Origin of the sequence: Collinsella ihumii (genome assembly GCF_030385545.1) — a bacterium.
GTDB classification, from domain to species: domain Bacteria; phylum Actinomycetota; class Coriobacteriia; order Coriobacteriales; family Coriobacteriaceae; genus Collinsella; species Collinsella ihumii.
Window position 1 is genome coordinate 22538 of sequence record NZ_JAUEIQ010000013.1, and the last position, 12865, is coordinate 35402.

9 protein-coding genes and 1 tRNA gene are annotated in these 12865 nt (G+C 65.6%); 7 read left to right on the top strand and 3 right to left on the bottom strand.

What is annotated here, in order from left to right:
* Positions 1-76 precede the first annotated feature (76 nt).
* Entirely contained in the window at positions 77-2431 is a 2355-nt protein-coding gene (locus tag QVN30_RS10820) for a polysaccharide pyruvyl transferase family protein (protein WP_289836358.1), read from the top strand.
* A gap of 203 nt (positions 2432-2634) precedes the next feature.
* On the opposite strand, the gene QVN30_RS10825 is transcribed toward QVN30_RS10820, so the two are convergent.
* Positions 2635-3606 carry a glycosyltransferase family 2 protein gene (locus QVN30_RS10825; protein WP_289836359.1) on the bottom strand — a complete coding sequence of 324 codons (972 nt, stop codon included), beginning with the start codon at positions 3604-3606 and terminating at the stop codon, positions 2635-2637.
* Positions 3607-3823: 217 nt separating this feature from the next.
* Between QVN30_RS10825 and QVN30_RS10830 the strand changes: the two genes are divergently transcribed.
* Positions 3824-5671, top strand: coding sequence for a glycosyltransferase (locus QVN30_RS10830; RefSeq protein ID WP_289836360.1), 1848 nt, complete (start codon positions 3824-3826; stop codon positions 5669-5671).
* A 49-nt stretch (positions 5672-5720) separates the two neighbouring features.
* On the opposite strand, the gene QVN30_RS10835 is transcribed toward QVN30_RS10830, so the two are convergent.
* Together QVN30_RS10835 and QVN30_RS10840 are read right to left on the bottom strand one after the other, a co-directional pair.
* The gene (locus QVN30_RS10835) at positions 5721-6683 is read right to left on the bottom strand and encodes a glycosyltransferase family 2 protein (protein ID WP_289826516.1); all 963 of its coding nucleotides are present in this window, start codon (positions 6681-6683) and stop codon (positions 5721-5723) included.
* Positions 6684-6890: 207 nt separating this feature from the next.
* A tRNA-Arg gene (locus tag QVN30_RS10840) sits at positions 6891-6967 on the bottom strand.
* Positions 6968-7295: 328 nt separating this feature from the next.
* Here QVN30_RS10840 and QVN30_RS10845 point away from each other — a divergent pair.
* The 5 genes from QVN30_RS10845 (at position 7296) to QVN30_RS10865 (ending at position 12807) form a co-directional block, all read left to right on the top strand.
* A complete protein-coding gene (locus tag QVN30_RS10845) occupies positions 7296-8186 on the top strand; it encodes a PTS sugar transporter subunit IIA (protein WP_289836361.1) in 891 nt (296 codons plus the stop codon).
* 454 nt (positions 8187-8640) lie between these two features.
* A complete protein-coding gene (locus tag QVN30_RS10850; RefSeq protein ID WP_066833398.1) occupies positions 8641-8904 on the top strand; it encodes an HPr family phosphocarrier protein in 264 nt (87 codons plus the stop codon).
* Positions 8905-9025: 121 nt separating this feature from the next.
* On the top strand, positions 9026-10729 hold the full coding sequence (ptsP, locus tag QVN30_RS10855; RefSeq protein WP_289836362.1) for a phosphoenolpyruvate--protein phosphotransferase: 1704 nt from the start codon (positions 9026-9028) through the stop codon (positions 10727-10729).
* Positions 10730-10839: 110 nt separating this feature from the next.
* On the top strand, positions 10840-11772 hold the full coding sequence (locus tag QVN30_RS10860; protein WP_066833387.1) for a 1-phosphofructokinase family hexose kinase: 933 nt from the start codon (positions 10840-10842) through the stop codon (positions 11770-11772).
* 105 nt (positions 11773-11877) lie between these two features.
* Positions 11878-12807 (top strand): 1-phosphofructokinase family hexose kinase, encoded by a 930-nt coding sequence (locus QVN30_RS10865; protein WP_289836363.1) that lies wholly within the window; start codon positions 11878-11880, stop codon positions 12805-12807.
* The last annotated feature ends 58 nt before the right edge of the window (positions 12808-12865 follow it).

The following is a 12865-nucleotide window of genomic DNA, read 5'->3' on the forward strand; positions in this document are numbered from 1 at the left end:
CATCGCCTCGCTCGTCGCGCACGGCATGCCGCCCCGTCCTCCCCATACCGTCTCATCCCGAAAAGGAGTCTTCACTATGGATGCGAACGCGCACGGTGCGCGCTGCCTCGTTTTGCTCGCCGACCCCGCCCTGGGCGTCATCTCCCCGTCCTGGCGCTCGAAGGAGGCGCTTGAAGAGGCTGGATACGCGGTCTTTTGGTTCACGCCGCGCCTGTGGCCCCAGCTGTTCGCCGACGGCGTGGCGCAGCTCGGCTACCTCGACGCGCTGATGCGTCGCTGGGCCGTCGACGCCGTGGTGGTCGCTGACGGCCTTTCCATCGATACGTCGGCATGCGTCGTGCAGGCGCCCCGCCTCGTCGTGCTCGCCTCCCGCGAGGACGAGCTCGCGCGCTCCCTGGAGCGCATGCGGGGGGCCGCGCCGGATACCTGCTGGGTGCTCGACGGCATGGCCGCGCCTGCGGCACGCGAGCTGGGATGCGCCGTTCGCACCCTGGGCACGGTTCCGGACCTGTCTGCGCTCGACCTTGCCAACGAGATTGTCTACCCGCGGGGGCTTTCCTGCGCCCAGGAGGCGACGCCGGAGCGCATCGAGCTCATGAGGGCGGCCGCCCAGGGGATGCCGGAAGGCACGCCGGTTCGCTGCGCAGGCGAGGGGTGGCCCGATGAGTGGCGCTTCGACGGTGCCGACGCCGGTGCCGCCTATGCGCTCGGGTTCACGTCGATTGCGGTCCGGTTCCCGTCTTCCGAGGGGCGCTCGGCCTACGATGAGTACGTGCTCCAGGCGACCAAGCAGTTCGCTGGGGCTGATATCCTTCGTCCCGATGCGGGTGCGACCGGCGCTTGGATGGCCGAGCGGGCGGCGGCGCTTCTTGAGTCGCGCCGCGTGCGCGCCTCAATCGCCTCGACGGCAGACGACGCGCCGTTCGGATCGGTCCGCGCGGGGCGCGGCGACGCCGAGGGCATGCATGCGGCGCGCGGCGGGTTCGAGCGCTCGGTCGTCCATGCCGCCGAGGCACTGGGCGTCGAGGGCGCATCGTTCGAGCCGTGCCGCGTGGCGACCGTGCTCGGATACGTGGGCTGCGGCAACTTCGGTGATGAGTACATCCTTTCCACCATTGCGGAGCGCCTGGAGGAGCGCTGCCCCGGCACCGTGAGCGTCGCCGTGAGCGAGAACCCGTGGCACACCCTCGTGCACCGAGGCGTCTACGCGATCGCGCTGGCGTCCAAGCGCGAGCTCGACGGGATGCTCGCCCGCTCCTCCGTCGCCCTCGTCATGGCGGGGCTCCTGTTCGACCAGGGCATCCGCTGGACCATGGGCAAGGCGGAGATCGCCTCGTCGGTGCTCCATTCCGATATTCCGGGCATCGCCGCGTTCGTTGAGCTGGCGGCCCTGAACGATACGCCGGTCGTGCTGTACGGCATCGGTGCCGGTCCGCTGGAGCGCACCCACAGCAAGCGGCTGGTGCGCCTCATGGGTTCGCTCGGCGCCCGGTTCGCGTGCCGCGACGAGGAGACCGCCCGTCTCGTCTCCGCCTGCGATGTTCCCGCCGGGCAGGTCGTGCGCCGCGCGGACGTGGCGTTCACCGGCTCCTCGCATGTGACGGAGGCGGTCGATTCCTGGTTTGCGAACCAGGAGCTCGACCCTGTCGACACCGACCTGATCGTGGTGTCGCTGCGCGAGTACGAGAACGTGTCGGATGATTTCGCCGAGCGCGTCGCCCGTGCCTGCGACCGCGTGCTGGCGAGCCGCCCGCGCGCCCATCTCGCCTTCGCGATGCTCGATGCGGCCGATCGCGGCATTTCCGACCGGGTGGTCGAGGCCATGAGCCGTATCGATCGCGTGCACCTGTTCTCGGCGGGCGACGATATCGATGCCATGGCCGACTTCATCGGTCGGGCGACCGCGGGCCTTTCCATGCGCTACCATGCCTCGCTGCTGATGTTTCGCGGCGGCATCCCGTGTGTCGGCCTCGGTTACCTGCCGAAGGTGTGCGCGCTGTACGAGGAGGCGCACATGGGATCGAGCCTGCTCGCCATGGATGCGTCGGCAGACGAGATCGCGGACGCGCTCGGGCGCGCGTTGGACGAGCGCGAGGCGCTCGCCCGCATCGTCCAGGAGGGCGTGGCGAACCTGAGGGAGCTCGCGCAGCAGGGCGAGGACGAGCTCGTCGAGCTCGTGGGGGAGACGAGTCCTGCCTGCGAGCAGGACAACGGGTGCCACGAGCTGTACCTGTATCGCGAGGCGGCGTCCGACCGCATGCTCGTTGACGAGCGGCGGCGCGCCGAGGCTTCCGAACGGCATGCCGCCGATGTCGAACGAGAACTCGCGGAGGCGCGCCAGCGCGTCGTCGACCTCGAGCAGTCCAACTCCTATCGAATCGGCTCGGCTCTCATGTACCTGCCCGGCCTGCTCAAGCACCGCCGCCAGTAACGTTCCACACCGTGCAAATCGGGGACGTACCCGCCGCGTGCATGTATGCAAATCGGGGACGTACCTGCCGCGTGCATTCTTTTGGCGCAGCGGGTACGTCCCCGATATGCGACATGCATAATAATATACGTAAAAGGTACGTTCCCGATATGCAGGGCACCCCAAGAATGCACGCGGCAGGTACGTCCCCGATTTGCACGGCGTCAGGAGGACTGCTCGATCTGGTGCTCGATGGCCTCGATGGCCTCGCGTTGACGATCTTCGTCGAGCATCCATTCGCCCAGGGGTTTGGAGGCGCGGCGGCGATCCTGCTTCCAGCGGCGATATGCCCGGTGCTCCTCGATGCGGCGCCTGAGCGTGCGGGGCTGCTCCCCGCGGTCGATGGAGGCCTTCGCGGCGTCGCGACGGCGCGCCGCCTCCTCGATGACGAAGCCCGTCGTTCCGCGCTGGCGGTGCCATTCGATCAGGTCGCTGAACCCCTCATAGCGGATTCGGTCGACATGGACGCTGTTCCAGTTGCGGTCACGTGTTGCCTGGTGCGGGTTCTCGCGGCGCACCGCGAACCACAGCCGGTTCGTGAACACCGTGCGCTTGGAGCAGAAGACCGCTTTGTGGCGGAAGATGCTCTCCATCTCGGCGGGACGCGTGATCCCGAACTCGATGCGCTCGCGGCGCAGCAGCTCGGCCGAGTACAGAAGCGTGGCGAACTCGTAGTCGACGCGCCACGAGGCGTCGCTGCCCTGGCCGAACACCTCGTCGAAGGGCACGTACTCCATGTTCGCCCAGCTGAGCTTCACGTCTCCGTACAGGCGGCACGGGACGATGGTCTCCACCTCGTGCGCGCGGCAGAACTGGAGGAACGCGCGCACCTGCTCGGTGTAGAAGTTCGGCAAGATGATGTCGTCGCAGTCGAGAAAGAGGATCCAGGATCCTTTGAGCTGGGGGATCGCCTTGTTTCGCGTCGCCCCCGGCCCCATGTTCTCGTGGCTGAGGACGCGCACGCGGCCGTCGCGCTCCTCGTAGCCGCGGGCGATCTCGAGCGACCGGTCGGTCGATCCGTCGTTGGCCACGACGACCTCGAGGTCGTCGCACGGCTGGTTCAGCGCCGACTCGATCGCGTCGGCAAGATAGTCCTCGCCGTTGTAGACGGGGATCAATACGCTCAGAAACGGCATGGGGTAACCTCCGCACGGATAAGCAATCTGCGCCTCATGATAGCTTACCCGAGGCGCGACCGAGTCGCTCAAGGCGGCGGCCCGTCCACAGGGCCTCCGTTTCGGCGGGGCTCGATTTTCGCTTCTCGCATGAAATGGCCGCGGGCGCGGCATGCTTCAAGTAGACTTGAGGCAAACGCTTTGCGCCGTATGCGCGCACGAGTCCCCTGGAGTACGAATGACTGTCGATTTCAAACTTTCCAACGTCGTTCTCACGGTCGACGACCACGCTGCCGACCATCCCGAGCTGTACTACCGTGCGCAGGCGGGGGCGGCCCGGTACGAGGACGGTGCGGGACTCGAGCTCACGGGCACGGCGGACTTCCTGACGTATGTCAACGGATGCTCTGCCTGCAAGTGGCGCATGTATGCGGGCCTTCAGGAAGTCTGGCTCCATGTGGAGGTGGCGGGCGCGGGCGAGATCCGCATCGATGCGGTGGCGTCCGATGCGTCCGATCGCCAGGTGTTCTCCGCGCATGCCGTGGACGCCGCCCCCGACGCGCCGGTTGCGCTCGATATCGAGGTGCCCACCGCGGGCGAGGACCTCATCGGGTTCATCGCCGTTCCCGCTGAAGGGGAGCGGCTCGTCATCGCGCGCGCGTACTGGTATGCCAAGGTCGATCCCAAGCGCATCAACGAGGTCCGCCTCGCGCTTGCCACGACGACCTTCAACAAGGAGGCCTACATCACGGCGAACATCGACCTCGTCCAAGCGGGCATCCGCGCGGAAGGGGTGCCGATCCTCGGCAATTTCCATATGTTCGTGGTGGATAACGGCAGGACGCTCGACGTCGACGCGCTCACCGACGATTTGGTGAGCGTCCTTCCGAACCCCAACACGGGGGGATCGGGCGGCTTTGCGCGCGGTATGATGGCCGCCACGGAGCATCTGGGCGAGTTCACGCACGTGCTGGTGATGGACGATGACGTGCACATCATGCCCGAGAGCCTGATCCGCACGTACAACCTGCTCGCGCTTGCCCAGGGGCCCTATCGCGACGCCTTCATCAACGGCGCGATGCTGTCGCTGGAGGACCCGGTCCGCCAGTTCGAGGACGTCTCCTTCGTGCTGAACTCGGGCGCCTACCGTCGCGTCAAAACCGACCTGCACATGGGGTCGCTCTCCGACCTGCTCGTCAACGAGCGCACGAACGTCGAGGTCCCCAACGCGTACGGCGCCTGGTGGTACAGCTGCATCCCGACGGCGGCCATCGAGAAAAACGGCCTGCCCATGCCGTTTTTCATCCGCTGCGACGACGTCGAGTTCGGCATGCGCAACCAGCCGGTGTTCATGACCATGAACGGCATCTGCGTGTGGCACGAGAGCTTCGAGGGGCGCTTCCGCGCGTCGGTCGACTGCTACCAGTACATCCGCAACTTCATGGCTATGATCGCGGTGGACGACTGCGCGTCGGAGGGGCTCTTTATCGTCCGCATCCGCCGCAGCGTGCGCCAGGACCTGCGCGATCTCGATTACAGTGCGGCCGAGCTGCTGCTCGACGGGTTCGAGGACTACCTCAAGGGGCCGCAGTTTCTGGAAAGCCTCGACGGCGCCGAGCTCATGAGGCAAAACGGCGCGCGCAACGAGCGGCTCATGCCGGTCGAGGACATGGATCCCGAGCTGCTTCGCGCTGCGGGCGTCACGCGCGAGGTGCTGTCGCATGCGAACGTCGAGTCGCAGGCGTCGCGCTTCATGAAGGTGCTCCGCTCGCTGCCCTACGACAAGCACTATCTGCCCAAGCCCATGCTCGGCACGCGCCCGGGGTACGTCGTCAAGAACGGCGCCGCGATGATCGAGGGCGAGTCGCTTGCCCGCGAGACGCTCGTGTTCTTGGACCCGACGCGCACCAAGGGCACGATCCGGCACATGGACCGTGCGCGCTTCCGCGCCATCCGCATGCGCGAGCACGAGCTCTTGCGCCGCCACCGCACGATCGGCAAGCAGGTGAGGCAGGCGTGGAAGGACGCCTTCCCATACCTCACGTCGCGCGAATTCTGGACCAAGTACCTCGGGCTCGAGTCGTAAGGAACCGCCGGCCAATTCATTTCGCGCCAGTCGGCCCCGTGAGGCGCGCCTATGCGCGTCCGCCGCGACCCTCTCGGTCCATCTCGCGGTAGACGGCGAGCTCCCATTGCTTGCGCTCGACCTTTGCGACCGAGTCGAGGATGAGCCCCGTCGCGAACGACAGCCCGCACAGGAAGATCAGGGAAGCCGCGAGGATGGCGGTGGGGAAGCGGGGCACCAGGCCGGTGTGCAGGAACTCGACGACCACCGGGATGCCGAGCCAAAGGCCGAGGGCCAGGAACACGAGGGCCACGAGCGTGAACAGCTTCATCGGGCGGTAGTTCTTGAACAGCGACCCGATGGTCGCGAGCACCTTGATGCCGTCGGAGACCGTCGACAGCTTGGAGACGGATCCCTCCGGGCGGTCGCGGTAGGCGATGGGCACGTCGACGATGCGCCAGTGGCGGTCGACCGCATGGATGGACAGCTCGGTCTCGATCTGGAAGCCGTCGGACAGCACGGGGAACGTCTTGACGAACACGCGCGAGAACGCGCGGTACCCGGTCATGACGTCCTCGAACGAGTAGCCGTAGATCAGCTTGATCATGCGGCGCACGAGGTTGTTGCCGAAGTTGTGGAACGCCCGCTTGTTCTCCTTGCCGTAGGTGCCGTTGGAGAGGCGGTCTCCGACGGTCATGTCGGCCGAGCCGTCGAGAATCGGGTCGCACAGGGCGCGCGCCGCCTCTGCGGGGTAGGTGTCGTCGCCGTCGACCATGAGGTAGCACTCGGCGTCGATGTCCCGGAACATCTGGCGCACGACGTTGCCCTTGCCCTGGCGCGCCTCGTGGCGGACGATGGCGCCGTGCGCGCGGGCGATGGCGGAGGTGTCATCGCGGGAATTGTTGTCGTAGACGTAGATGCTCGCATCGGGCAGGACGCGCCTGAAGTCGTCGATGACCTTCGCGATGGTCGGGGCCTCGTTGTAGCACGGTATGAGCACGGCTATGCGCGCATGGGAATCAAGGGCGCCCATGTATCCTCCTTCGCATCGCGGGCCTGCGGTCGCTCCGTCGTCGTCCGACAGGTCAGGATACCCGTTGCCCTCAGCAAGCGCATGAAGGATGGGAACATTCGGCGATTCTGCATGAAAGTCCACGTTCCGCCCATGCGCGGGCGGGCCTCATGTATGCCTGGGGCGGCATGCAAAAGGGCGCCGTCGCCGACGCCCTTGTTCGCGGGATGGTGCGCCATGTCGGATTCGAACCAACGACCTTGGGATTAGAAGTCCCCTGCTCTATCCAGCTGAGCTAATGGCGCAAAACATGGCAATTATAGTTGATGCGGGCTGTCTGTCGACGCGTTTTGAGCGGGAGATGTCGAATTATCCATCCGATCCGCCCCTTCAGCGTCGCGCACCCGGCGGCTCGGCGCCCCCGTAGGTGCCGCTCACCTGCTGGTTTCCTGCAGTGCAGTCGCGCGTCGCCGCACCGGGGCCGGCGGATGCCGGCACCGCGCGTTCTCACCGATTTGCGCATCATGGGGATATGGAAGCCGGGGCCGCGCGTGGTATGCTGGCGCATACGCTGTTTGGTTGGAGGCGCATGGGCGCATCGGGTGCGGGCACCTGGTTGTTGGGGGAGGGCGTATGGCTCATCGGGTCGATCTTGTTGTCTCGGTTGAACGCGGGGCAAAGCAGGCTGCCGCTTCGATCGAGGAGGCGGCGCGCGGGCGTTCGCTTGCGGTGAGAACGGAGCTGTACGCTGCCGACGGGGCGGTCGACGAGTTGACGCGCGAGGAGATCGCCTCGGCGCATGCCGCCCTCATCATCGGGGGTTCTCCGTTTGGAGCCGAACGGTTTGCAGGGGTTCCGCTCATCTCGACGGGTGCGGCATGCCCCCTTACCGTCGAGGCGGCGGGTGATTTGATCGACGGCGCGCTCGCCCTGGCGCGGCTTTCCGGTAACCAGGCTGCGCTCTCCGGTTCGCCCTCGTGTAAAGAGACGCTCGGCTCAAAGCTCCGCCGCAAGCTTGCGCGCACCCCGCAAGAGGCGGGCCCGCGCGCGCAGGCGCCCTCCGGGTTCGCGGAGAGCGTTGTTTCCGCCGACTACGTGCTGGTGGGCCTTCGCTGCTCCACGCGAGACGAGGTGCTCTCGACGCTGTCGCGCTGCGCGGTCGACCTCGGGCTCGCCCAGGACGCCGATGAGCTCATGGCGGCCTTCCTCAAGCGCGAGGCTGAGGGCACCACGGGCATGCTCGACGGCTTTGCCATCCCGCACGCCAAGTCGGCGACCGTCCAGCGCGCCGCCGTCATGGTGGCGAAGCTCGCGCAGGGTGCCGAGGAGTGGGAGACCATGGACGGCGTGCCCGTGCGGATCGCCATCGCCCTGCTCATTCCCGAGGGCCAGTCGGGAACGACGCACCTCAAGCTGCTTTCGCGCGTTGCTGAGGCGCTGATGGACGACGGGTTCCGCGTGGCGGTCAAGGATGCCGACGATCCGGAAGGCGTGGCGCGCGTCGTCAGCGAGCGCCTGTCGTAGCCCCTTCGGGAACGACCGGTCGGTTTAGTTCGCGCCGGGCCCTCTACCAGGCTACCCGCTAATAGGGCCCGGTAACGGTACCCAGAACTGAGGGAGAGGGCCTTTTAAGGGGCCCTCTTCCTCAGTTCTGGGTACCGTTACCGGGTACCGTTGCCGGGTAATCCCGTGGTTTTTGCCGATGTGGGGGCGCATCGGGATATATATCATCGCTTCCCAAGGACGATGCGATCAGGTGCCCCGCGCAACGGATGCGCTTGACGGGAAGATGACCGCTCGCCGACCCGCCAGACGTGCCCGTCCAGCATGCTTCGCGCGACCTCCTGCGCGCCAGACGGACCTTTCGGCCACCTCCTCGCGCTTTTGCATTTCTTTTGTCCTTTATTGCGTTAAACTAGTCGTGTACTTTGGCGTGTCCTGATGTCTGGGGTGCGCACAGATCAAAAAGGAGAACACTATGGTTTCTGAGAAGGTCACCCTTATCAATCCGCAGGGTCTGCACATGCGTCCCGCCGGCCTCTTTGCCTCCACGATGGGCAAGTTCGCCTGCGACGTCACCATCCTGACCGCTGACAAGGAGGTCAACGGCAAGAGCCCCATGGCCCTCATGGCCGCTGGCATCCCGTGCGGCACCGAGGTCGAGGTCCGTTGCGACGGCAGCGACGAGAACGAGGCCCTCGCGTCTGCTCTCGAGCTCATCAAGAGCGGTCTTGGCGAGTAACGCCCGATTCCGGAAACCTTTCTTTATTTAATAGTGCGCGCGGGGTATCGCCGTGAGATGCTCCGCGCGGCTTTTGCAGGGGGTCCGGCCTCATGGTCGGGCTGACAGGAGAGGAAGATCAATGTACGAGGGAGTTAACGCATCTGAGGGCATCGGCATCGGTACCGTCGCGGTTGCCGTTGAGCCCGATCTGACGTTTACGCCGCATACGGTCGAGGACACCGAAGCCGAGAAGGCTCGCTTCGACAAGGCGCTCGAAACCTTCTGCAAGAAGACCGAGGCCCAGGCCGAGCACATGAAGACGAGCGTCGGCGAGGCCGAGGCCGAGATCATGTACGGCCACGTGACGCTGGCCCAGGACCCTGAGCTCGGTGGCGCCATCAAGGCCTCCATCGAGGGCGGCACCTGCGCAGAGCAGGCGCTGACCGAGACCAGCACCATGTTCGAGAACATGTTCCTGTCCATGGACGACGAGATGTTCCGCCTTCGCGCCGCCGACATCGCCGACATCCGCACCGGAATCCTGGCAGAGCTGCTGGGCCGCGAGGTCGTCGACCTGTCCGTCCTGCCCGAGGGCACGGTCATCGTCATCCACGACCTGACCCCGTCCATGACCGCCACGATCGACAAGAAGAACGTCGCGGGCATCGTCACCGAGGTCGGCGGCCGCACCTCGCACTCTGCGATCATCGCGCGCGCCCTCGAGATCCCGGCCGTCCTGTCCGTCTCCAACGCGTGCGGCGCGCTGCACAACGGCATGACCGCCATCGTCGACGGCTCCCGCGGCCTCGTTATCGCTGAGCCCGACGAGAAGACCCTGGCCGAGTACACCCAGCGTCGCGAGGACTTCATCGCCGAGAAGCAAGCCCTCGAGGCGTTCCGCGGCAAGCCGACGATCACCGCCGACGGCTTCAAGAAGATCATGGCGTGCAACATCGGCAGCCCCGATGATGTCAAGGGCGCCCTCGATCAGGACGCCGAGGCCATCGGCCTGTTCCGTTCCGAGTTCCTGTTCATGGACGCCAAGTCGCTGCCCTCCGAGGAGGAGCAGTTCGAGGCCTACCGTAAGGTCGCCGTCGCCCTGAAGGGCGCCCCGGTCATCATCCGCACGCTCGACGTTGGCGGCGACAAGGAGATCCCGTATCTCAAGCTCGTGAAGGAAGAGAACCCCTTCATGGGTTATCGCGCCATCCGCTACTGCCTCGACAACGCTGACGAGTACAAGGTCCAGCTCCGCGCCCTGCTGCGCGCGAGCGCGTTCGGCGACATCAAGATCATGGTCCCCATGGTCACCTGCGTCGAGGAGATCCGTGCCGTCAAGGACCTTGTCGAGGTCTGCAAGGACGAGCTGCGCGAAGAGGGCTACAAGTTCAACGAGGACATCGAGGTCGGCATCATGACCGAGACCGCTGCCTCCGCGAACATTCCCGACCTGCTGGCCAAGGAGGCCGACTTCTTCTCGATCGGCACCAACGACCTCACCGGCTACACCATGGCAGCCGACCGCGGCAACGACAAGGTCGCCTACCTGTACAGCTGGTACTACCCGGCGGTCCTGCGCGCCATCAAGAGTATCATCGAGGCTGGCGTCAAGGAGGGCATCATGGTCGGCATGTGCGGCGAGGCCGCGGCCGATCCGCTGCTCACGCCGTTGCTGATCGCCTGGGGCATGGAGGAGTTCTCCACGTCCGCCCCGAGCATCCTGCGCACCCGCAAGACCATCTCCCAGTGGACGGTCGAGGAGGCCAAGGAGCTCGCCGACAAGGCGGTCCAGTGCACCACTGCCGATGAGGTCAAGGCGCTGCTCGAGGCCGCTGCAAAGTAAGGTTTCGGTAAGCATGTTGTTCGGACTTGCTTTCGGATAATGTTTTATGTGACCGCGTGGTCCCGACGGAGCGTCGGAGCTGCGCGGTCTCTTTGGAAAGGGGAGTATCAATGTTCTATACGCTGACTGCCAACCCGGCCGTCGACATGACGGTCACGTGCCCGCCGCTTATCCCGAACGAAAATATCCGTTCGGTCACCTCGAGCTACACCCCGAACGGCAAGGGTCTTGACGTGTCGTACGCGCTCAAGAAGTTCGGTGTCGACTCGGTCGCGCTCGGCTTCTTCGCCGGCTTCACCGGCAAGTACATCGTCGAGGAGACCATGAACATGGGCTGCCTCTGCCGCCCGGTGTGGATCGACGGCATCACCCGCATCAACTCGTACTTCAACGACGGCGAGAACGAGTACGGCATCCTGAACGCGGGCGCCCCGCTGACGCCTGAGGGCGAGCGCGAGCTCTACAAGATCCTTGACACGACGGGCGACCTCGAGTGCCTGATCATCTCCGGCTCGCTGCCCCCGAAGGCTTCGCGCTACTTCCTCGATGAGGTCATCGATCACGCCCAGGATCGCGGCTGCGATGTCATCCTCGACATCTCCAGCGACAAGCTGAAGACGCTTGCCGCCAAGAAGCCCCTGCTCATTAAGCCGAATCACCACGAGATGAAGGCGATTTTCGGCGTGCCCGTGAACACCGATGACGAGGTCCGCGTCGCCATGAAGATGGCGCACGACATCGGCGTCCAGAACGTCCTGCTCACCCGCGGCAGCCGCGGCGACGCGTACTTCTCCAACGGCGAGGACATCTGGTACGCCAAGCGCGAGTTCAACATCAACCTCGTGTCCTCCGTCTGCGCCGGCGACTGCACGCTCGCGGCGTTCATCCTCAAGTGGTACCACAACCGCGAGAACGTGGAAGAGGCCCTCAAGCTGGCCCTTGCGACCGGCGCGAACGTCGCCGAGAGCGTCGGCCTGGGCGACTTCGGCCGCGTCGACGAGTACAGCCGCCGCATCGCGGTGCGCAAGCTCGAGCGCAAGTAGGCGCTCCCCGCCTTTCGCGGGGTTTCGATCGCATACGTTTGCAAGGCCGTCTCGTGTTGCGCGGGGCGGCCTTCGCTCATCCGTCCTTATCGTGGGGGCCGTTCGATGATCTACACCCTTACCGCCAATCCTGCCATCGACTACAACGTGACGTGCGACGGGCTCGCGCCGGATTGCGTGACCCGCACCCGCGATGCGGTCTACACCCCCAACGGCAAGGGGCTCAACGTCTCGTTCGCTCTGCAGCATTTCGGCGAACCGTCCAGCATCCTCGGTTTCTTCGCGGGGTTCTCGGGGCGCTTTATCGTCGACGGCGCGCGCGAGCGGGGATGCGAGGTCTTTCCCGTCTGGGTCGACGGCATCACGCGGGTGAACGTGTTCTTGAATTCAGGGGAGCACGAGTACAACATGGTGAACGCCGGGGCTCCGATCTCGAGGCACGACGAGGACGCCATGATCGAGCTCATCGCGTCGCTTCCCGAGCTCGAGTGCCTGAGCATCTCCGGTTCGTTGCCGCCGGGAACGTCCGACGGCTTTCTGGACCGCGTTGTCGAAAAGGTGCGCGAGCGCGGGGGAGAGGTGGTTGTGGACATCTCCTCGCCGCTTCTGCGCCGGCTTCTTGCTCAGAGGCCGCTGCTGATCAAGCCTAACGATGACGAGCTGCGCGACATCTTCGGGCTCGAGGTGAGCGCGAACGACGATGCAGGGGCTCTGTGCGCCTTGGAGCATCTGCATGAGGAGGGCGCGCAGGCGGTCTTGCTCACCATGGGCGGCGCGGGGGCGTACTTCAGCGACGGGCGGCATGCGTGGTTTGCGCGCTGCACGTATCCGGTGCGGGTGCTTTCGACGGTCTGCGCCGGCGACTCGACGCTCGGTGCGTTTCTGTCCGTCTGGTACCGCGATCGCTCCCGGGTGGAAGACGGTCTGCGCCTGGCCATGGCAACCGGAGCCAATGTCGTCGAATGCGCCGGTCAGGGTGATTTCGCCCGGGTCGAGGAGTACCGAGGCCACGTCGAGATTCGCCAGATCCGATAGGCCGAAAATGAGGGGAGCTCTGCCCCAGTGACAGGGTCGAGCTCCCGTACGGATGCGC

Bases quoted from the DNA above. Each gene is read 5' to 3' on its own strand.
- QVN30_RS10820 (WP_289836358.1), top strand. From the start codon at position 77: ATGGATGCGAACGCGCACGGTGCGCGCTGCCTCGTTTTGCTCGCCGAC.
- QVN30_RS10825 (WP_289836359.1), bottom strand. From the start codon at position 3,606: ATGCCGTTTCTGAGCGTATTGATCCCCGTCTACAACGGCGAGGACTAT.
- QVN30_RS10830 (WP_289836360.1), top strand. From the start codon at position 3,824: ATGACTGTCGATTTCAAACTTTCCAACGTCGTTCTCACGGTCGACGAC.
- QVN30_RS10835 (WP_289826516.1), bottom strand. From the start codon at position 6,683: ATGGGCGCCCTTGATTCCCATGCGCGCATAGCCGTGCTCATACCGTGC.
- QVN30_RS10845 (WP_289836361.1), top strand. From the start codon at position 7,296: ATGGCTCATCGGGTCGATCTTGTTGTCTCGGTTGAACGCGGGGCAAAG.
- QVN30_RS10850 (WP_066833398.1), top strand. From the start codon at position 8,641: ATGGTTTCTGAGAAGGTCACCCTTATCAATCCGCAGGGTCTGCACATG.
- ptsP (WP_289836362.1), top strand. From the start codon at position 9,026: ATGTACGAGGGAGTTAACGCATCTGAGGGCATCGGCATCGGTACCGTC.
- QVN30_RS10860 (WP_066833387.1), top strand. From the start codon at position 10,840: ATGTTCTATACGCTGACTGCCAACCCGGCCGTCGACATGACGGTCACG.
- QVN30_RS10865 (WP_289836363.1), top strand. From the start codon at position 11,878: ATGATCTACACCCTTACCGCCAATCCTGCCATCGACTACAACGTGACG.